This window comes from Streptomyces lacaronensis, from assembly GCF_047337785.1.
Classification (GTDB): domain Bacteria; phylum Actinomycetota; class Actinomycetes; order Streptomycetales; family Streptomycetaceae; genus Streptomyces; species Streptomyces lycopersici.
The window spans coordinates 1,325,480-1,345,581 of sequence record NZ_JBLHDK010000003.1; the positions used below are offsets into that span (position 1 = coordinate 1,325,480).

At 72.8% G+C, this 20,102-nt stretch carries 16 protein-coding genes and 1 pseudogene; 9 read left to right on the forward strand and 8 right to left on the reverse strand.

Translation table 11 applies throughout. The annotated features are described in order from the left end of the window. Positions 1 to 74: 74 nt before the first annotated feature. Positions 75 to 1,112: pseudogene (locus tag ACMTAK_RS06290) on the forward strand (pectinesterase family protein); the annotation flags it as partial. Between the two features lie 130 nt (positions 1,113 to 1,242). Here the strand turns inward: ACMTAK_RS06290 and xylA are convergent. Beyond that, a complete protein-coding gene (gene xylA, locus ACMTAK_RS06295; protein WP_138910562.1) occupies positions 1,243 to 2,415 on the reverse strand; it encodes a xylose isomerase in 1,173 nt (390 codons plus the stop codon). A 118-nt stretch (positions 2,416 to 2,533) separates the two neighbouring features. Between xylA and xylB the strand changes: the two genes are divergently transcribed. Together xylB and ACMTAK_RS06305 are read left to right on the forward strand one after the other, a co-directional pair. After that, positions 2,534 to 3,991 carry a xylulokinase gene (gene xylB / locus ACMTAK_RS06300; protein WP_413805238.1) on the forward strand — a complete coding sequence of 486 codons (1,458 nt, stop codon included), beginning with the start codon at positions 2,534 to 2,536 and terminating at the stop codon, positions 3,989 to 3,991. A 72-nt stretch (positions 3,992 to 4,063) separates the two neighbouring features. Next, the gene (locus tag ACMTAK_RS06305) at positions 4,064 to 5,362 is read left to right on the forward strand and encodes an ROK family protein (RefSeq protein WP_413805239.1); all 1,299 of its coding nucleotides are present in this window, start codon (positions 4,064 to 4,066) and stop codon (positions 5,360 to 5,362) included. On the opposite strand, the gene ACMTAK_RS06310 is transcribed toward ACMTAK_RS06305, so the two are convergent. Further along, on the reverse strand, positions 5,343 to 5,831 hold the full coding sequence (locus ACMTAK_RS06310; protein WP_413805240.1) for a GNAT family N-acetyltransferase: 489 nt from the start codon (positions 5,829 to 5,831) through the stop codon (positions 5,343 to 5,345). The two genes, ACMTAK_RS06305 and ACMTAK_RS06310, sit on opposite strands and share 20 nt — an antisense overlap. 69 nt (positions 5,832 to 5,900) lie before the next feature. Further along, on the reverse strand, positions 5,901 to 6,818 hold the full coding sequence (locus ACMTAK_RS06315) for a phosphatidylinositol-specific phospholipase C/glycerophosphodiester phosphodiesterase family protein (RefSeq protein ID WP_413805241.1): 918 nt from the start codon (positions 6,816 to 6,818) through the stop codon (positions 5,901 to 5,903). 392 nt (positions 6,819 to 7,210) lie between these two features. On the opposite strand from ACMTAK_RS06315, the gene ACMTAK_RS06320 reads away from it, so the two are divergent. Next, positions 7,211 to 8,623, forward strand: a complete 1,413-nt coding sequence (locus tag ACMTAK_RS06320; protein WP_413805242.1) for a family 2B encapsulin nanocompartment shell protein — start codon at positions 7,211 to 7,213, stop codon at positions 8,621 to 8,623. A 91-nt stretch (positions 8,624 to 8,714) separates the two neighbouring features. Beyond that, the gene (locus tag ACMTAK_RS06325; protein WP_413805243.1) at positions 8,715 to 10,103 is read left to right on the forward strand and encodes a family 2B encapsulin nanocompartment shell protein; all 1,389 of its coding nucleotides are present in this window, start codon (positions 8,715 to 8,717) and stop codon (positions 10,101 to 10,103) included. Between the two features lie 36 nt (positions 10,104 to 10,139). On the opposite strand, the gene ACMTAK_RS06330 is transcribed toward ACMTAK_RS06325, so the two are convergent. The 5 genes from ACMTAK_RS06330 to ACMTAK_RS06350 all read right to left on the reverse strand — a co-directional run bounded on the left by ACMTAK_RS06330 (position 10,140) and on the right by ACMTAK_RS06350 (position 15,496). Then, positions 10,140 to 10,334, reverse strand: a complete 195-nt coding sequence (locus tag ACMTAK_RS06330; protein WP_020866016.1) for a hypothetical protein — start codon at positions 10,332 to 10,334, stop codon at positions 10,140 to 10,142. Positions 10,335 to 10,498: 164 nt separating this feature from the next. Then, complete coding sequence (locus ACMTAK_RS06335; RefSeq protein ID WP_413805244.1) at positions 10,499 to 12,019, reverse strand: GMC family oxidoreductase; 1,521 nt, start codon at positions 12,017 to 12,019, stop codon at positions 10,499 to 10,501. A gap of 122 nt (positions 12,020 to 12,141) precedes the next feature. Further along, positions 12,142 to 13,293, reverse strand: coding sequence for an acyl-CoA dehydrogenase family protein (locus ACMTAK_RS06340; RefSeq protein ID WP_413805245.1), 1,152 nt, complete (start codon positions 13,291 to 13,293; stop codon positions 12,142 to 12,144). Next, positions 13,290 to 14,495 (reverse strand): acyl-CoA dehydrogenase family protein, encoded by a 1,206-nt coding sequence (locus tag ACMTAK_RS06345; RefSeq protein ID WP_413805246.1) that lies wholly within the window; start codon positions 14,493 to 14,495, stop codon positions 13,290 to 13,292. The genes ACMTAK_RS06340 and ACMTAK_RS06345 overlap by 4 nt, the downstream gene beginning before the upstream one ends. After that, entirely contained in the window at positions 14,492 to 15,496 is a 1,005-nt protein-coding gene (locus tag ACMTAK_RS06350) for an NADPH:quinone oxidoreductase family protein (RefSeq protein WP_413805247.1), read from the reverse strand. Before ACMTAK_RS06350 ends, ACMTAK_RS06345 begins: the two co-directional genes overlap by 4 nt. Before the next feature lie 241 nt (positions 15,497 to 15,737). On the opposite strand from ACMTAK_RS06350, the gene egtA reads away from it, so the two are divergent. The 4 genes from egtA to egtD are packed head-to-tail and all read left to right on the forward strand — an operon-like array spanning position 15,738 to position 20,045. After that, a complete protein-coding gene (egtA, locus tag ACMTAK_RS06355) occupies positions 15,738 to 17,003 on the forward strand; it encodes an ergothioneine biosynthesis glutamate--cysteine ligase EgtA (RefSeq protein ID WP_413805248.1) in 1,266 nt (421 codons plus the stop codon). Continuing rightward, complete coding sequence (gene egtB, locus ACMTAK_RS06360) at positions 17,000 to 18,328, forward strand: ergothioneine biosynthesis protein EgtB (RefSeq protein WP_413805249.1); 1,329 nt, start codon at positions 17,000 to 17,002, stop codon at positions 18,326 to 18,328. The genes egtA and egtB overlap by 4 nt, the downstream gene beginning before the upstream one ends. Continuing rightward, entirely contained in the window at positions 18,328 to 19,083 is a 756-nt protein-coding gene (egtC, locus tag ACMTAK_RS06365; protein WP_413805250.1) for an ergothioneine biosynthesis protein EgtC, read from the forward strand. The genes egtB and egtC overlap by 1 nt, the downstream gene beginning before the upstream one ends. Continuing rightward, on the forward strand, positions 19,080 to 20,045 hold the full coding sequence (egtD, locus tag ACMTAK_RS06370; RefSeq protein ID WP_413805251.1) for an L-histidine N(alpha)-methyltransferase: 966 nt from the start codon (positions 19,080 to 19,082) through the stop codon (positions 20,043 to 20,045). Before egtC ends, egtD begins: the two co-directional genes overlap by 4 nt. Positions 20,046 to 20,102: the final 57 nt, after the last annotated feature.

Below are 20,102 nucleotides of genomic sequence, written 5' to 3' on the forward strand. Positions count from 1 at the left end.
CCCCCTCGGCACGCCTCCACGGGACGGAGTCACCGACCATGACCCTCAGTCCACGGCGCCCCCGGCGCCGCCGCCCCGCTCCGCTCATCTCCTCCCTGGCCCTGGCCACCGGCGTCGGGCTCGCCGTCGCCCCGGCCCACGCCGCCACGCCCACGGCCGCGGCGGCCACCATCGTGGTGGCCAAGGACGGCAGCGGCACCTACACCACCGTTCAGGCGGCCGTCGACGCGGTGCCGGCGAACAACCCGACCGCCGTCACCATCTCCATCAAGCCCGGTACGTACCGCGAGACGGTGAAGGTTCCCGCCAACAAGCCGCATATCCGGCTGGTGGGGACCACGAGCAGCAAGAACGATGTGACGATCGTCTACAACAACGCCTCCGGCACCCCCAAACCCGGCGGAGGCACCTACGGCACCAGCGGCAGCGCGACCGTGGCTGTCGAGGCCGATGACTTCCAGGCCCGCAATCTGCAGTTCGTGAACGACTTCGACGAGGGCAACACCAGCATCACCGACAAGCAGGCGGTCGCGCTGCGCACCGCGGCCGACCGGATCGTCCTGGACAACGTCGGCGCGGTCGGGGACCAGGACACCCTGCTGCTGGACTCGGCGAGCAAGGACAAGGTCGGCCGGGTGTACGTCAACAACGCCTGGATCCAGGGGAATGTCGACTTCATCTTCGGCCGGGCCTCCGCCGTGATCAACAAGTCGGCGATCCGGCTCGTCAAGCGCTACGACGGCAGCTCCGGCGGCTATGTCGCGGCGCCCTCGACGGCGGCCGGGAAGAAGGGCTTCCTGTTCATCAACAGCAATATCACCGGGGATGTCAGCAGCCGGTCGTTCTATCTCGGCCGTCCCTGGCACGCGGGCGGCGACGCCAGTCTCGATCCGCAGGCGATCGTTCGCAATACGGATCTGTCAGGGGCGATCAAGACCACACCGTGGACGGACATGAGCGGCTTCTCCTGGAAGGACGACCGCTTCGCGGAGTACAAGAACACCGGCGCCGGTTCCGGTGCGGCGAGCACGGACCGTCCGCAGCTGACCGACGCCCAGGCCGCGGACTACGAGATCGCCGACTGGCTCGGCGGCTGGCAGCCGTCGTCCTGAGCGGTCGGCTGCCGGGGGCTTGAATCGGCTGCCGGAGCTCTGAGCCGGTGAGAACCCCGGCCGCCGGTCCCGTCGGGGGGCGGGACCGGCGGCCGGACGCGGCCGACCGGACACGATCAGTCGGACACGGTCAGCCGCGCGCGGCCAGCAGATGGTCCATGGCCAGCTGGTCGAGGCGCTCGAAGGCCATACCGCGCTCGGCGGCCGCCTCGACGTCGAAGTCCTCGAAGGCGGTGCGGTCCGCGAGCAGCGCCGCCGGGGTCTCGCCCTCGTCGAGGGTCGGCAGGCCCAGCTGGTCCAGGCGCGAGGCGCGCAGCGCCTCCTGGACCTCGGGGTCGGCGCGGAAGGCGGCCGCGCGCTCCTTGAGGATGAGGTAGTTGCGCATGCAACCCGCCGCCGAGGCCCAGACGCCCGAGATGTCCTCGGTGCGCGGGGGCTTGAAGTCGAAGTGGCGCGGACCCTCGTAGCCACCGGTCTCCAGCAGGTCGACCAGCCAGAAGGCGGCCCGCAGATCGCCCGCGCCGAACCGCAGGTCCTGGTCGTACTTGATGCCGTTCTGGCCGTTGAGGTCGATATGGAAGAGCTTGCCCGCCCACAGCGCCTGCGCGATGCCGTGCGGGAAGTTCAGCCCGGCCATCTGCTCGTGGCCGACCTCCGGGTTGACCCCGTAGAGCTCGGGCCGCTCCAGCCGCTCGATGAAGGCCAGGGCGTGGCCGACGGTGGGCAGCAGGATGTCGCCGCGCGGCTCGTTGGGCTTGGGCTCGATGGCGAAGCGCAGATCGTAGCCCTGCTCGGTGACGTACGCGCCGAGCAGGTCGAATGCCTCCTTCATCCGGTCGAGCGCGGCGCGTACGTCCTTGGCGCCGCCGGACTCCGCGCCCTCGCGGCCGCCCCAGGCCACATAGGTCTTCGCACCCAGCTCGGCGGCGAGGTCGATGTTGCGCATGGTCTTGCGCAGCGCGTAGCGGCGCACATCGCGGTCGTTGGCGGTGAAGGCGCCGTCCTTGAAGACCGGATGGGTGAAGAGGTTGGTGGTGGCCATGGGCACGGTCATCCCGGTGGCGTCCAGGGCCTGCCGGAAGCGCTTGATATGCGATTCGCGCTCGGTCTCCGAGGCCCCGAAGGGGATGAGGTCGTCGTCGTGGAAGGTGACGCCGTACGCGCCGAGTTCGGCGAGCCGGGTCACGGACTCCACCGGGTCGAGCGCCGGGCGGGTGGCGTCCCCGAACGGGTCCCGGCCCTGCCAGCCGACCGTCCACAGTCCGAAGGTGAACCTGTCCTCGGGGGTGGGGTTGTAGCTCATCGCGGCTCCCTCGCCTATTTCGTCATGGCGCTTTACAAATTAGTATGCGCGAGCATTCCGGGGAAGCCCCGTACAACCCGCACACCGCACGCCCCATGAACGCAAGGGAGAGCGCGAGATGGCAGCAGCAGCCGTGCCCGTGCCGCAAGGACCGCTCGTCGTCGGCGTGGACAGCTCCACGCAGTCGACCAAGGCGCTCGTCGTCGACTCCGCGACCGGTGCGGTCGTCGCCCGAGGACAGGCCCCGCACACCGTCGGCGGCGGCAGCGACGGCACCGGTAAGGAGTCCGTCCCCGAGCAGTGGTGGGAGGCGCTCACCGAGGCGCTGCGCCAGTGCGGGACCCCGGCCCGGGAGGCGGCCGCGGTCTCCGTGGGCGGCCAGCAGCACGGCCTGGTCACGCTGGACGCCTCGGGCCGCTCGGTGCGGCCCGCCCTGCTGTGGAACGATGTGCGCTCCGCGCCGCAGCGCGACCGGCTCATCGAGGAACTGGGCGGGCCCAAGGCGTGGGCGGAGCGGGTGGGCAGCGTGCCCGCGCCCGCCTTCACCGTCACCAAGTGGGCCTGGCTCATGGAGAACGAACCGGAGGCGGCCCGCGCCACCGCGGCCGTCCGGCTCCCCCACGACTACCTCACCGAACGGCTCACCGGCTACGGCACCACCGACCGCGGCGACGCCTCCGGCACCGGCTGGTGGGCCTCGGGCACCGAGTCCTACGACGAGGAGATCCTGGGCCGGGTCGGGCTCGCCCCCGAACTGCTGCCGCGCGTGCTGCGCCACGGCGAGGCCGCCGGGACCGTACGGGAGTTGCCCGACCTGCCGCTCCCCACCGGCGCCCTGGTGGCCCCCGGCACGGGCGACAACATGGCGGCCGCCCTGGGGCTCGGTCTGCGCCCGGGGCAGCCGGTGCTGAGCCTGGGAACCTCCGGCACCGTCTACGCGGTCTCGGCCCACCGGCCCACCGACCCCACCGGGGTGGTCGCGGGCTTCGCCGACACGCGTGACGCCTGGCTCCCGCTGGCGTGCACGCTCAACTGCACGCTCGCGGTCGACCGGATCGCGGCGCTGCTGGGCCGCGACCGGGAGGCGGTGGAGCCGGGCGGCTCGGCCGTGCTGCTGCCGTTCCTCGACGGCGAGCGCACCCCCCATCTGCCGCACGCCTCGGGGCTGCTGCACGGACTGCGCCACGACACCACACCCGGCCAGGTGCTCCAGGCCGCCTACGACGGCGCCGTCTTCGCCCTGCTCACCGCGCTGAACCAGGTGCTGGACGCGGACGCGGCACCCGACGCCCCACTGCTGCTCATCGGCGGCGGCGCCAAGGGCACCGCGTGGCGGGAGACGGTCCGGCGGCTGAGCGGACGCCCGGTCCAGGTGCCCCGGGCCGAGGAACTGGTCGCCCTCGGGGCCGCCGCGCAGGCCGCGGGGCTGGTGCTGGGCGAGGACCCGGCGGCGGTGGCCCGGCGCTGGTCGACCGCCGAGGGGCCGTCCTACGGTCCGGTGCCCCGCGACGAGGCGGCGCTGGAGCGGCTCTCCCGGGTGCTGACGGACGCGGACGGTCTGCTCCGCCACGCGTGAGCGCACCATGCCAGGCGGGAACGCCGTACGGCGGCGGCCGAGCGACCCCGGTTGTCGTACCGGCCCGGCACAATGAGCGGATCGGCCGAGAGGAGACGGATTCAGGTGGCAGCGCCACTGCCCAACACCCAGCAGGCGATGCGCCGGCGCAATCTCTCCCTCGTGCTGCACGCCGTGGCCGCCCACGGCCCGCTGTCCCGTGCCGCGGTGGCGGCGCGGGTGGGGCTTACCCGGGCCGCCGTCTCCACGCTCGTCGACGAGCTGATCCGGGACGGGCTGCTGGTCGAGCTGGGCCCCTCCCGGCCCGGTACGGTCGGCCGCCCCGGCAGCGCCCTCCAGCTCAACGAGCGCGGTCCGGCCGGGCTGGGCGCGGAGATCGGGGTGGACCATCTCGCGGTGTGCGCGATGGACCTCGCCGGGCGGATACGGGCCCGTACGGAGCTCGCGTCGGCGAACCGCGACCGCTCACCGGCCCCGGTGCTCGCCCAGCTCGCCGGTCTGGTCCGGCAGGTCGCGGCGGAGGCGGAGCTGGGCGGGCTGCGGCCGGTGGGGCTCGCGGTGGCGGTGCCCGGTCTGGTGGCGCGGGACTCGTCGCTGGTCGTCCGCGCGCCCAACCTGGGCTGGGAGGGGGTGGACATCGGCCACGAGCTGCGCGCGGCGCTGCCCGGTCTGCCGGTGACCGTGGACAACGAGGCGAATCTGGGCGCGCTCGCCGAGCTGTGGCGGGGCGGCCACGATCCGGCGCCCCGGGACTTCGTCCATGTCTCGGCCGAGATCGGCATCGGCGCAGCGGTCGTGCTCGACGGGCAACTGCTGCGCGGCACCCACGGTTTCGCGGGCGAGCTGGGCCATGTGCCGGTGCGTCCCGATGGGCCCGAGTGCGCCTGCGGCGGGCGCGGCTGTCTGGAGCAGTACGCGGGCGAGGAGGCGGTGCTGCGGGCGAGCGGCCTGTCCCCCGAGGAGGCCGCGGCCCAGCACCCGGGCCCCGGCGGCCGTATCGCCGTGCTGGCCGTGCGGGCGGCCGGCGGCGACCAGCGGGCGCGGCGTGCGCTGCGCGGCGCGGGCTCGGCGCTCGGGATCGCCCTCGCGGGCGCGGTGAACCTGCTGGATCCGGAGAAGGTGGTGCTCGGCGGCGCCCTGACGCCGCTGGCGCCCTGGCTGCTGCCCGCCCTGGAGCGGGAGTTGGGCCGGCGGCTCACCGACCCGGCCCGTCCGGGCAGCGGGGCGGTGACCGTCTCCCGGCTCGGCCCGGACGGTCCGCTGCTGGGCGGGGCCAGCTCGGTGGTGCAGGCGGTCCTCGACGATCCGGCGGGGTTCAGGGATCCCGCCGGGGCCGGTGAGCCGGCCGGGATCAGAGGAAGCGATGCATGATGTGCAGCCCCACATAGCCGTTCGTGGGGTGGGCGAACGCCTTGGGGACGGTGCCGATGACCTCGAAGCCGAGTGAGCGCCACAGCGCCACCGCCCGGGTGTTGCTCTCCACCACGGCGTTGAACTGCATCGCCTTGTAGCCCTCGGCGCGCGCCCAGTCCAGGACGTGCTCGCCCAGGGCGCGGCCCACACCGCGCCCGCCGTGCTCGGGGGCCACCATGAAACTGGCGCCCGCGACATGCGCGCCGGGCCCCATGTGGTTGGGGTTCGTCTTGGCCGAGCCGAGGACCGTGCCGTCGGGGTCGGTGGCGACGACGGTACGGCTCGGGGGCTCCAGCATCCAGATCTCGCGGGCCCGGTCCTCGTCCAGGTCGCGGGGGTAGGTGTAGGTCTCCCCCGCGGCGACGATGCGGCGCAGGAAGGCCCAGATGGCGGGCCAGTCCTCGGCGGTGGCGGTCCTGATGGGCATGGGGCCAGCATGGCCGTGCGGGCGGCGGCACGCGAGTGGTTTTCTCCCCGGCCGCCGCCCCATGAGGCGTCAGCGGGCCGTGCGCAGGAACGCCTCCAGTCCCGCCAGGTCGTCGGTGTTGAGGTAGTCCACGTCGGCGGCCAGGAGTTCCTGCCACAGTGCGTCGCGCTCCGTACCTGCCACGTCCGGGGTGGCCCAGAAGCGCACGGTCTGCCGGGCGTCGTGCGCGGAGGCGACGAGGCGGCGCAGTGTCTCGCGCTCCGCCGCCGGTATCGGACCGGCTCCCGTCCAGGTGAAGGTCTTGGTCCAGTCGGCGCTGATCAGCGGGATGAAGGAGGCGGGCACGCCCGAGCCGAGGTCCTCCAGCCGTCCGTCGTAGAAGGCGTGGCGCACCGTCTCGGCCTCCATGGGGGCCCGGGCGCCGCGGTCGCCGGAGATGACGGCCGTCACCGCGCCGCGGCGCACCCGGCCGGCTACCCCGCCGTAGGCGGCGCTGAACAGGTGGCCGTAGCGGCGCAGCCGCTTGGCCAGCTCCAGGTAGGTGGGCTCCCCGGCGGTCTTGAGGTCGATCAGCAGCTGAAGCGACAGGTCGTAACCGCGGTAGACCCGGCCGCCGTTGGCCTTCACCCGCCGGGCCAGCGGGTCGAGGTAGAGCGACTCCAGGGTGCGGGTGGGGTCGAGGTCCGTGGCGTCGTGCGCGACCAGCAGCTGGCCGTCGACCAGCCAGATGTCGGCCTCGACGCTGCCGAAGCCGTGCGAGAGCGCGTCGAGGAGCGGACGCGGGTGCTCGTAGTCGTTGTGGGCGTGGGCTCTCGCCAGCGGCCGCTCGCCCTTGGCGCGGTCCCTCGAGCCGTCCTTCGAGCCGTCCTTCGCGACGGCGGTGTCGCCCAGCGAGGCGGACGTGCCCGCGAACGCGGGCGCGGCGGCGCCGCCCGCCAGAGCGGCTCCGAGGGTGACGACAAAGGCACGGCGTGTACGGCGGTCCATGGGGCCTCCCGGCTCTCGTCCCGGCGCGGTGCCGGATACGCAGGCTCGACGCCAGTGAGTATCGGGCGGCCGTACACCCAAAGGGCAGTGCTGAGCGAAGAGTTCCACGGGTGGTCCCCGGCCATTTCCTCGCCGTTCCCGAGGTGCCGGGGCCGTTGCGGCGGTGGCCGTGGGGGCGCGGGGCGGATGCGCGCGCCGGGTGAACGGGCGGGGCGCGGCGGCCGTCGGCCCAGGGCGCATTCGGAATGTTTACCCGTCGGCGACCGCCGTCATAACCCGCACCCCGGCACTCTTTTGAGTGAATGCAAAGGCCCAAAGTCCGCTGATAGCTTGGCAGTTGCTCGAGCGGAATTTCTCTTCAAGGTCCGTACAGGGATGGGTGAGCATTCACGATGACGACGTCCGTTGAACCGGGTTCCGGTACCGACATTTCGCAGCCGCAGTTGAGCCTCGGCACGGCGGCCGCGCGGAACCTGGCGACGACGACCAAATCCGTTCCGCAAATGCAGGGTCTCACCTCGCGGTGGCTGCTGCGCATGCTGCCGTGGGTGCAGGTTCCGGGCGGTTCCTACCGGGTGAACCGCCGGGCGTCCCATACGCTCGGGGACGGCCGGGTGGAGTTCACCACCACCGGATCACAGGTGCGGGTCATCCCGGTCGAGCTGCGCGAGCTGCCGCTGCTGCGCCGGTTCGAGGACGCCGCGGTGCTCGAGGCCCTGGCGGACCGCTTCACCCAGCGGGAGTTCGCGCCCGGCGATGTGCTGGTGGAGGCCGGGCGCCCGGCGGATGAGCTCCTCCTCATCGCCCACGGCAAGGTCGAGAAATTGACCGAGGGCGCGTTCGACGAGCCCTCGGTGGTCGGCTCGGCCGCCGGTGGCGACCACATCGGGGAGCCGGAGCTGACCGCCGCCGACGCGGGCACCTGGGGCATCACCGTGAAGGCAGTGACGTCCTGCACGGTGCTGGCCCTGCCCCGGCAGGAGTTCGAGGAGCAGCTGGACCGCTCACCTGAGCTGCGCGCGCATGTGGAGGCGGTGCGCTCGGCGCCGGAGACCGAGCGGAACGAGCACGGGGAGGCGGCCATCGCCCTGGCCTCGGGCCACTCCGGCGAGCCGGTCCTGCCGGGCACCTTCGCGGAGTACGAGCTGGCGCCGCGGGAGTACGAGCTGAGCGTGGCCCAGACCGTGCTGCGCGTCCACACCCGCGTCGCCGACCTCTACAACGAGCCCATGAACCAGGTCGAGCAGCAGCTCCGCCTCACCATCGAGGCCCTGCGCGAACGCCAGGAGCACGAGCTCGTCAACAACCCCGAGATCGGCCTGCTGCACAACGCCGACCTGTCCCAGCGCATCCACACCCGCAGCGGCCCGCCCACCCCGGACGACCTCGACGCGCTGCTGGCCACCGTCTGGAAGGACCCGGGGCTGATCCTGGCGCATCCGCGTGCCATCGCGGCGATCGGCAGGCAGTTCAACAGCCATGGCATCTCTCCGCAGCCCACGGAGGTGAACGGGCACGCTCTGCCGGCCTGGCGGGGCGTGCCCATCCTCCCGTGCAACAAGATTCCGGTCTCCGGGAGCGGGGTGAGCTCCATTCTCGTTCTGCGCACCGGGGAGGAGAACCAGGGGGTCATCGGACTGCACCGCACCGGAATTCCCGACGAATACCAGCCGAGCCTCTCGGTGCGGTTCATGGGAATCAGCGATCAGGCCATCATCTCGTATCTCGTCAGCGCCTACTATTCCGCGGCCGTGCTCGTCCCGGACGCGCTCGGAATTCTGGAGAACGTGGAAGTCGGGCTCTGAATCGGCCCGACGGACCCTGACGTCCACCCGACCGGGCCTGTGGCCTTCGCATACCTTCCCGAAGATCTACCGAAATGGGTGATGAGCACTTATGACCACCTCCGTGGAGTCCGGTGAGCAGCCGCTGAGTCTGGGCACGGCCGCCGCACGGAACCTGGCGACCACCACCAAGTCCGTTCCGCAGATGCAGGCCATCTCGTCCCGGTGGCTGCTGCGCGTCCTCCCCTGGGTCCAGGTGTCGGCCGGTACGTACCGGGTGAACCGCCGGCTGACCTACACGGTCGGGGACGGGCGGGTGGAGTTCATCACCACCGGATCACAGGTGCGGGTCATCCCGCCGGAGCTGGGCGAGCTGCCGACGCTGCGTGGTTTCGGAGTCACCTCCGTGCTGGAGTCGCTGGCCGACGGCTGTGTGCAGCGCGAGTACGCGCCGGGGGATGTGCTGGTGGAGGCGGGCCGCCCGGCCGACCAGGTGTTCCTGATCGCCCATGGCAAGGTCCGCCAGATCGCCCCCGGCGCGTATGACGAGGGCAGCACGCTGGCGGTGCTGGCCGACGGGGAGTACTTCGGCGACGCGGTCCTGACCGGCCCGGAGCACACCTGGGAGTTCACCGCCCGGGCCGTCACCCGGACCACGGTGCTCACCCTCCCCCGCCGCGTCGTCCAGGAGGCCGCCGACCGCTCCGCGTCGCTGCGCGACCATCTCCAAGGGCTCGCCGAGCGGACCGCGCCCGCTCAGAACCGGCGTGGTGAGGCCGATATCGCCATCGCGTCCGGCCACTCGGGCGAACCGGTCCTGCCGGGCACCTTCGTGGACTACGAACTGGAGCCCCGGGAGTACGAGCTGAGCGTGGCCCAGACCGTGCTGCGCGTCCACACCCGCGTCGCCGACCTCTACAACGAGCCCATGAACCAGGTCGAGCAGCAGCTCCGCCTCACCATCGAGGCCCTGCGCGAACGCCAGGAACACGAGCTCGTCAACAACCGGGAATTCGGTCTGCTGCACAACGCGGACCTGTCCCAGCGCATCCACACCCGCAGCGGCCCGCCCACCCCGGACGACCTGGACGAGCTGCTGGCCCGGCGTCGCAAGACCCAGTATCTGCTGGCGCATCCGCGCACCATCGCCGCCTTCGGGCGCGAGTGCAGCAACCGTGGTCTGTATCCACAGGGCATCGAGGTGGCCGGGATCGCGGTGCGGGCGTGGCGCGGGGTTCCGCTGCTGCCCTGCAACAAGATCCCGATCAGCGAGTCCGGCACCAGCTCCATCCTGGCGATGCGCACCGGGGAGGAGAACCAGGGGGTCATCGGACTGCATCAGACCGGTATCCCGGATGAGTACGAGCCCAGTCTGAACGTCCGGTTCATGGGCATCAGCGAGCAGGCCGTGACGTCCTATCTGGTCTCCGCCTACTACTCGGCGGCGATTCTGGTGCCCGATGCGGTCGGTGTACTGGAGGACGTCGAGATCGGCCGCTGAGCCGGGCCGTCAGAGACCGGTCGCCGCGGGCGTGGATCAGGGACGGACGCTGCTGACCACGTCCGCGGTGGCTGCCAGCCCCTCGGAGATGGTGGGCGCCACGCTGCTGCTCGCCAGGTAGAAGCCGAGCGTCACACAGACCAGGGCATGCGAGATACGCAGTCCGCCGCTGCGGAGAAACACCACTGTGAGGATCAGAAGCAGCAGGACCACGGAGATGGAAATGGCCATGGGGAGCCTCCTCGGCCACTACGGAACATCGGAATCCGGCCGTCAGTGTGGCCCAGAATCGCCCCTGGACCGCCGTCACCTGGTGCTCCATACGGGTGCCGATCTGCTGTTCGGTTACTCCCCGGCGGTCGCCCCCGCGCAGTGAGCGGGCGTGGCGAGCCCGCTCAGGCGTCGGCGCGGATCAGCTCGGCGGCCATCTCGCCGATCATGACGCAGGTCGCGTTGGTGTTGGCCGAGACGATCGACGGCATGATCGATCCATCGGCGATCCGCAACCCCTCGACGCCCCGGACGCGCAGCCGGGGATCCACCACCGATTGCTCATCCCCGCCCATCCGGCAGGTGCCGACGTGGTGGAAGTAGGTGCCGGTGTTCTCGCGGACGAAGTCGGCCAGTCCGTCCCGGCCGCTCACCCCGGGGCCGGGCAGCAGTTCGCGCGGCTGCCACTCCTCGAACGCGTCGGTGGCGGCGAGCGACCGGGCCAGTTCGACGCCTTGGACCAGGGTGGCGAGGTCCCTTCCGTCGCTGAGATAGCCGGGGTCGATCAGCGGTCGGTCCTCGGGGTCGGCGCCGGAGAGCCGGACCGTGCCCCGGCTGTGGGGCTGCATCGCGGCGGCCGTCAGGGTGAAGCTGTTCGGCGGGAACGGCAGCAGCCTCGGGTGGAACGGGATGTGAAAGAGGAACACCTCGAGGTCGGGGCGGGGCAGCCCGGGGTCGGTCCGGGTGAACAGGGCCGCCTCGGCGGTGGTCAGCGGGGGCGGCGGCAGCGGGATGCCCGCCTCGTGGACCAGCCCGACCAGGGGGTGGTCCTGGAGATTGGCCCCCACCTCGGGGGCGTCCACCAGCACCGGGACGCCCACCTCGCGCAGATGCCGGGCCGGGCCGATTCCGGAGAGCATCAGCAGCTTGGGCGAGTCCACCGAGCCCGCGCACACGATGACCTCCCGCGCCGCGCGCACCCGACGTGCCACACCGCCGGAGCCCGCGTATTCGACGCCGACGCAGCGGGTGCCCTCGAAGAGCAGCCGGTGTACCTGGGCCTCGGTGCGCACGGTGAGGTTGGCGCGGTCCATCGCCGGGTCGAGATAGGCGACCGCCGTGCTCTGGCGGCGCCCCTTGTGAACGGTCCACTCATGGCGCCCGGCGCCGTCGCTCTCCGCGCCGTTGAAGTCGTCGTTGTAGGGGTGGCCGAGTTCCTTGGCGGCGTCGAGGAAGGCGGTGCTCAGCGGGTTGGGCGTCTCGGCCCGGCTGAGCCGCAGCGGGCCGCCGGTGCCCCGGAAGCGCGGGTCACGGCCCTCGGCGTGCTCGAGGGCGCGGAAGGTCTCCAGCACCGAGGCGGCGTCCCAGCCGGTGCAGCCGTCGGCGGCCCAGGCGTCGAAGGTGCCGAGGTGGCCGCGGACATAGGTCATCACATTGATGCTGCTGGAGCCGCCGAGCACCTTGCCGCGCGCGGCGGCCTGCGGATGCCCGGCCAGGCCCGGCTGCGGGACGGTGGTGTAGCCCCAGTCGTGCTCACCGCCGATGAGGGTGAACCACGCGGTGGGGTCGTGGATCTGCGCTGCCGCGTCGTCCTTCCCGGCCTCCATCAGCAGCACCCGTACGTCCGGGGCTTCCGTCAGCCGGGCCGCCACCACGGCGCCCGCCGAGCCCGCCCCCACCACGATGTAGTCGTAGTCGCTCATCATGTGCCCCCCGTTCCGGACCCACCCGATGTGCCGCACAGCTGTTCGGCACTCTAGTGGCGTGATCGCGGAGCGGGGGCGGGTTCGCCGGATCCGGCGGGTCAGCCGGTGGGGCCGCCGGCCGGTCAGCCGGTGGGGGCCGGCAGTTCCACCAGCGCGGCGAGCGCCTGCCGGTGGCGGCCGGGGGTGCCCAGTGCGATCTCGTCGCTCTTGGCCCGCTTGAGATACAGATGCGCCGGGTGCTCCCAGGTCATGCCGATGCCGCCGTGCAGCTGGACGCACTCCTCGGCCGCGTGCACCGCCACCTCGGCGCAGTGCGCCTGGGCCACGGCCACCGCGACCGGTGTGTCCGGGCTGTCCGTGGCCAGTGCGTCGGCGGCGTACCGTGCGGTGGCGCGCGCCGAGACCAGCTCCAGCCACAGGGCGGCCATACGGTGCTTGAGCGCCTGGAACGAGCCGATGGGGCGCCCGAACTGATGGCGCTCCTTGGTGTGGCGGACGGTCTCGGTCAGACACCATTCGGCCACGCCCAGCTGCTCGGAGGCGAGCAGCCCGGCCCCGGTCAGCAGCGCCTGCCCGATGGCCGCCTCGGCCCGGCCGGGCCCGGCCAGCCGGCGGGCCGGGGCGCCGGTGAGGGTCACCGCGGCGAGCGGGCGGGTGAGGTCGAGCGAGGTGAGGGGTTCGACGGTGACGCTGGTCCCGGCGGTCTCCACGGCGTACAGCCCATGGCCGTCCGCGCCGGTGGCGGGGACGAGCAGCACATCGGCGCCCGCCGCGCCCGCGACACCGGAGACCTGGCCGCTGAGCGTGCCGTCGCCCTCGGCCCTTACGGTCACGGCGGGCGCGCCGGACCCGCCGCCGGGCGCCACGGCCGCGGTGGACAGCGGCACCGCGAGGGCGCCGACCGTACGGCCCTCGGCGACCGCGCCGAGCAGCCGGGCCACGGCCTCCTGGTCGGTGTCGCAGCCGAGCAGGGCGGCGGCGGCGAGGACGGCGCTGGTGAGGTAGGGCACGGGAGCGACGGCGCGGCCGAGCTCCTCCATCACCACCGCCGCCTCCCGCGCGGTGGCCCCCTGGCCGCCGAGCTTGTCCGGCACCAGCAGCCCCGCGGTGCCCATCTCGGCGCCCAGCGCGCGCCACAGCGCCACGTCGTACGCCCGGCCGCTCTCGGCCTCGGACATCACCGTGGCGGGCGGGCACCGGTCGGTGAGCAGCGACCGTACGGCCGCGCGCAGATCGTCCTCCGCCTCGGAGTAGAGCAGGTCGGCGGTGCTCATCGGGGCAGGTCCTTCCACGGGACGTCCTTGTCGGTCCGCGGCTCGGACGGCAGGCCCAGGACGCGTTCGGCGATGATGTTGAGCAGCACCTCCGAGGTGCCGCCCTCGATGGAGTTGCCCTTGGCGCGCAGATAGCGGTAGCCGGCCTCGCGCCCGGTGAAGTCCACGAGTTCGGGGCGGCGCAGCGTCCAGTCGTCGTAGAGCAGTCCCTCCTCCCCCAGCAGCTCGACCTCCAGCGCGCTGATCCGCTGGTTGAGGCGGGCGAAGGCGAGTTTCATGGCCGAGCCCTCGGGGCCGGGCTGGCCGACCGCGAGCTGCTGGCGCAGCCGCTCGCCCGCGAGCCGGGCCGCCTCGGACTCCGTCCACAGCCGCAGCAGCCGCTGGTGGAGGTCGTGGGTGCGCAGTTCGGGCCGCTCCCGCCAGGTGTCGGCGACGAGGCCGATCATGCCGCCCTCGCGGGGGACGCGGCCGCCGCCGATGGCGACCCGCTCGTTCATCAGGGTGGTCTGGGCGACCCGCCAGCCCTCGCCGATCTCGCCGAGCCGTCGGCTGTCGGGGATCCGTACCCCGGTGAGGAAGACCTCGTTGAACTCCGCCTCGCCGGTGATCTGGCGCAGCGGCCGGACCTCGACGCCGGGGTCGGTCATATCGCAGATGAAGTAGCTGATGCCGCGGTGTTTGGGCTGGTCGGGGTCGGTGCGGGCGATGAGGATGGCCCAGCGGGCGAGATGGGCGCTGGAGGTCCAGACCTTCTGTCCGTCCACCACCCAGTCCTCGCCGTCGCGCACCGCCCGGGTGGCGAGCGCCGCGAGGTCGGATCCGGCGCCGGGCTCGCTGAACAGCTGGCACCACACCTCCTCGCCGGTCCACAGCGGGCGCAGCAGCCGCTCCCGCTGTTCGTCGGTGCCGAAGCCGAGGATGGTGGGGGCGGCCATGCCGAGGCCGATGCCGATGCGGCGGGGGTCGTTGTCGGGCGCCCCCGCGGCCTCCAGCTCGGCGTCGACGACGGCCTGGAGGGAGCGCGGGGCGTCCAGGCCGCCGAGTCCGGCCGGGTAGTGCACCCACGCGAGCCCGGCGTCGAAGCGGGCGCGCAGGAAGTCCACGCGGTCGGTGGTGGCGGGCGGATGGGCGTCCAGGAGTTCGCGGACGCGGCGGCGCAGCTCGTCGGCGTCCACGGCGGGGCGGTGCCGGGTGGTGCTCATCGGTCCCCTCCGGCGGCCTGCCCTGGGACGACGACCACGCGGCCGGTGGTCACGCCGTCGGCGACGCGCTGGACGGCGCCGGCCGCGTCCTCCAGCGGTACGCGCTCGCTGACCAGCGGTTTGACGGTGCCCTGTGCGGCGAGCTTGGTCAGCTCCTCGTGGCAGGCGCGGATCGCGGCCGGGTCGTGGGTGTTGTAAAGGCCCCAGTGGAGGCCGAGGATGGCGTAGTTCTTGACCAGGGCGTGGTTGAGGGCGGCCTGGGGGACGACGCCGCTGGCGAAGCCGACGACCACGATGCGGCCCTCGAAGGCGACGCATTTGACGGACTTGACGAAGGCGTCGCCGCCGACCGGGTCGTAGACGACGTCCGCGCCGCGTCCGCCGGTGGCCTCCTTGACGGCCGCCACGATGTCGTCGGCGCGCCGGTCCAGGACGAGGTCGCAGCCGAGCTCGCGGGCGACCCGCGCCTTGTCCTCGCCACCGACGACGCCGATCACGGTGGCCCCGGCCGCCTTCCCGAGCTGGACGGCGGCGCTGCCGACCCCGCCCGCGGCGGCGTGCACCAGGAGCGTCTCGCCGGACTGGATGCGGGCCCTGCGGTGCAGGCCGAACCAGCCGGTCTGGTAGCCGATGTGCAGCGCCGCGGCCTCGGCGTCGTCCAGGGCGTCGGGCGCGGGCAGCGCGGCCGCCGCCTCCACGGGCACCAGCTCGGCGAAGCCGCCCGCGGGGAGCGTGGGCGTGGCCAGGACGCGGGAGCCCACCACGCCCTCGGCGCCCTCGCCGACGGCGACGACCTCGCCGCACACCTCGACGCCGGGGGTGAACGGCAGGGGCGGCCGCACCTGGTACTGGCCGCGGCACAGCAGGGCGTCGGGGAAGTTGACGTTGACGGCCCGGACCCGCAGCAGCAGCTGTCCCGGTCCCGCCTGGGGGTCCGGCACCTCGTCGAGGCGCATGACCTCACCGGGCTCGCCATTGTCGTGCACTCGCCATGCCTGCATGCGGTGGCCTCCACAGAGGGATCGTCGGAACGCGGTACCGCGCCGGGTCGAACATACTAACTAGTCGGTACGACGAGCGGAACCGCCACCGCCGTCAGCCATCCTGCCCTGCCCACCCGGCGGCAGATGAACTCTTGTGCAACTCTGGAGGCACTCTTGAGCCCGGCGCGTCGGCAGGTAAAGGTGGACGGCGACATTTCGGTTCGTTTCCCAGCGAGCCGTTGCCGGAACGGGACGGGAGATGACGACTGTGCCCGACGACAAGGCGATCAGCGAGGCCGAGATGGAGGCCCGGCTGCACGGCATCTGCTTCAAGACCGGGCCGCCGCGCCGCATCGGAGTCGAGCTCGAATGGCTCATATACGATCCGCACGACCCCGCACGACCCATCGAGACGGCCCGGCTCGAAGCCGCGGTCACCGCCCTGCGCGGACTGCCGCTGCGGTCCGCCATCACTTTCGAACCCGGCGGTCAGGTGGAGCTCAGCTCCCTCCCGGCCGACTCCCTCACCGCGTGTGTGGAGTCCGCGACCGCCGATCTGGTTCTCGTACGTTCCGTACTCACCGGCCTCGGCCTCGGGCTCGCCGGCCACGGACATGACCCCTGGCGCCCGCCGAGACGCTTCCTCACCACGCCCCGGTACGACTGCATGGAGACCTACTTCGACCGCCGGGGTCCGGCCGGGCGCTCCATGATGTGCAACACCGCCTCCGTGCAGGTCTGCGTGGACGCCGGGCACGAGGAGCCCGGACCGCTCGGCATGGCACGGCGCTGGCGGCTCGCCCATCTGCTGGGCGCGGTGCTCACCGCCGCGTTCGCCAACTCGCCGCTGCGCCAGGGCCGCCCCACGGGCTACCGCTCCACCCGGCAGGCGCTGTGGACGGCGATGGAACCCGGACGCACCCACGCCCCGGCCGACGGCCGGGATCCCCGCACGGCCTGGGCCCACTACGTGCTGGACGCGCCCGTGATGGCCATCCGGGACGAGAAGGCGCCCTGGACGGTGCCGTCCGGGGTGACCTTCCGCCGGTGGGCCCGGACGGGGCTGCCCCGGCCACCCACCCATGACGACCTCGACTTCCACATCTCCACGCTCTTTCCCCCCGTCCGCCCGCGCGGCCATCTGGAACTGCGCATGATCGACGCGCAGAGCGGTGAGGACGGCTGGATCGTCCCCCTTGCCGTCACGGTCGCGCTCTTCGACGATCCCGAGGCTGCTGAAACGGTTTACCGGGTGGTGAAACCGCTCGCGGAGACGGCGGGCGCCCGCCCCGCACCGGGCAATCCGCTGTGGCGGGCCGCGGCCCGCCACGGTCTGGCCGACCCCGAGCTGCGCACCGCCGCCGTCAGCTGCTTCACCACGGCGCTGGACGCGCTGCCGCGTATCGGCGCCTCCCCCGCCATCACCGCCGCCGTCGCCGCCTTCACCGACCGCTATGTGGTCCGCGGCCGATGTCCCGCCGACGATCTGCTCGCTCCCCTTACCGGTAAGGAGGGACGGTCATGACCGCCCCCGATTCCGATCTCACCATCGATCCCGAAGCGCTGCGCCGACGCGCCGAGAAGGCGCTGCGCACCGCGCGCGACCGCACCCACACCCTGACCACCTGCGTGGACGAGCCCGACCTCACCGCCCAGCACTCCCCTTTGATGTCCCCGCTGGTGTGGGATCTGGCGCACATCGGCAACCAGGAGGAGCAGTGGCTGCTGCGCGCGGTCGGCGGGCGTGACGCCCTGCGCCCCGAGATCGACTCGATATACGACGCCTTCGAGCATCCGCGCGCCGAGCGGCCCACCCTGCCGCTGCTGGCGCCCGCCGAGGCCCGCGGCTATGTCCACGAGGTGCGCGGCCGGGTGCTGGACATCCTGGAGCGGATCGAGCTGCGCGGCGCCCCGCTGGTCGACGCGGGCTTCGCCTTCGGCATGATCGCGCAGCATGAGCAGCAGCACGACGAGACGATGCTCATCACCCACCAGCTGCGCCGCGGACCCGCCGCGCTCACCGCCCCGCCGCCGCCCGACGCGGCGGACGGCGAGGCTCTGCCGGAGGAAGTGCTGGTCCCCGGCGGCCCGTTCACCATGGGCACCTCGGCCGAGCCCTGGGCCCTGGACAACGAGCGGCCCGCGCACCACCGGCTGGTCCCGGCCTTCCACATCGACACCACTCCGGTGACCAACGGCGCGTACGAGCGGTTCATCGCGGACGGCGGCTACACCGAGCGACGCTGGTGGACGGCCGACGGCTGGGCGTACATCCAGGAGCACGGCCTCGCCGCCCCGCTGTTCTGGCGCCGCGAGAGCGGGCAGTGGCTGCGCCGGCGGTTCGGGGTGACGGAGCCGGTGCCGCCGGACGAGCCGGTGGTGCATGTGAGCTGGTACGAGGCGGACGCCTACGCCCGCTGGGCGGGGCGGCGGCTGCCGACCGAGGAGGAGTGGGAGAAGGCCGCCCGCCACGACCCGGAGAGCGGCCGGTCCCGGCGCTATCCGTGGGGCGACGAGGATCCCACGCCCGAGCACGCCAATCTGGGCCAGCGCCATCTGCGGCCCGCGGCGGCCGGCAGCTATCCGCGCGGCGCCTCCCCGCTGGGGGTGCGGCAGCTGATCGGCGATGTGTGGGAGTGGACCTCGAGCGACTTCCTGCCCTACCCGGGGTTCCGCGCCTTCCCCTACCGCGAGTACTCGGAAGTCTTCTTCGGCCCGTCGCACAAGGTGCTGCGCGGCGGTTCCTTCGCGGTGGACGAGGTCGCCTGCCGGGGCACGTTCCGCAACTGGGACCTGCCGGTACGCCGCCAGATCTTCTCCGGCTTCCGCACCGCGCGGGACGCGTCCTGATGTGCCGGCACCTGGCCTACCTCGGGCCGCGGACCTCCATCGGCGAGGTGGTCGTGGCGCCCGCGAACAGTCTGTTCCGGCAGTCGTGGGCGCCGCGGCGGCAGGCGCACGGCACGGTCAACGCCGACGGGTTCGGCGTCGGCTGGTACGCCTCGGGCGACCCGGTACCCGCGCGCTACCGCCGCGCCGGGCCCATCTGGGGCGATCTGTCGTTCGCCGACCTGGCCCGCGTGGTCCGCACGGGGGCGCTGATGGCCGCCGTGAGGGACGCCACCGAGGCGAGCGCGGACGGCGAGGCGGGCGCCTCGCCGTTCGCCTCCGGGACCTGGCTGTTCAGCCACAACGGGGCGCTCCGCGACTGGCCGCACGCGGTCGCTGACCTCGCCGCCGCCCTGCCACCGGCGGATCTGCTCGGCCTGGAGGCGCGGTGCGACTCGGCGTTCGTCTGGGCGCTGGTGCTGCACCGGCTTCGGCTGGGCCACGCGCCGCCGGAGGCGCTGGCCGAGACCGTGGAGCAGCTCGCCGACGCCTCCCCCGACTCACGGCTCAATCTGCTGCTCATGGACGGCGAGACCATCGCCGCCACCGCCTGGGGCGACACGCTGTGGTACCTGACCGATCCGGACCGGGGCGTGGTGGTGGCCTCCGAGCCGTACGACCAGGACCCCAGCTGGACCGAGGTCCCCGACCGCACCCTGCTCACCGCCACCCGCACCGATGTACTGCTCACCGCACTCAAGGAGGCTTCCCGTTGAGCCCCTTCACCGTCACCCGCACCCTGCCCGCCGATGCCACCGCGGCCGCGCTGCGCGCCGATGTGGCCGACGGGCTGACCAGCACCCCCAAACAGCTTCCGCCCAAGTGGTTCTACGACGCCCGGGGAAGCGCGCTCTTCGAAGAGATCACCCGGCTGCCCGAGTACTACCCGACCCGCGCCGAGCGGGAGATCCTCGTCGCCCGCGCCGCGGAGATCGCCGACGCCACCGGGGCCCGCACCCTCGTCGAACTGGGCTCCGGCTCCTCCGAGAAGACCCACCACCTGATCCGGGCACTGCCGGATCTGCGCGTCTACGTCCCCGTCGACGTGAGTGAGAGCGCGCTGGAACTGGCCGGGGAGGCCCTGCTGGCCGAGCATCCACGGCTGATGGTGCACGCGCTGGTGGCCGACTTCATGAACGGGCTCGCGCTGCCCGACGACACTCCGGGGCCGAGGCTGCTGGCCTTCCTCGGGGGCACCATCGGCAATCTGCTGCCTGCGGAACGGGCGGCCTTCTTCGCCTCGGTGAGCGAGCTGCTCGCGCCCGGCGACGCGCTGCTGCTCGGCACCGACCTGGTCAAGGACGAGGCCACGCTCGTCTCCGCCTACGACGACGCCCAAGGGATCACCGCGGCGTTCAACAAGAACGTGCTGACGGTGCTCGACCGCGAGCTGGGCGCCGACTTCGACCCCTCCGACTTCGACCATGTGGCGGTGTGGAACGCCGAGGAGGAGTGGATCGAGATGCGGCTGAGGGCCCGTAAGGAGCTCACCGCGAAGATCCCCGCCATGGATCTCGCGGTGCACTTCACGGCCGGGGAGGAGGTCCGCACCGAGGTGTCCGCCAAGTTCCGGGAGGAGAAGGTGCGGGACGAACTGGCCGCCGCGGGGATGGAGTCGCGGCGCTGGTGGACCGACTCGGCGGGCCGCTTCGCGGTCTCGCTCGCCGTGCGCCGGTAACTCCTCGGCAGAGCACGGCACGCCGCCGCCCGGGACCATCGGTCGCGGGCGGCGGCT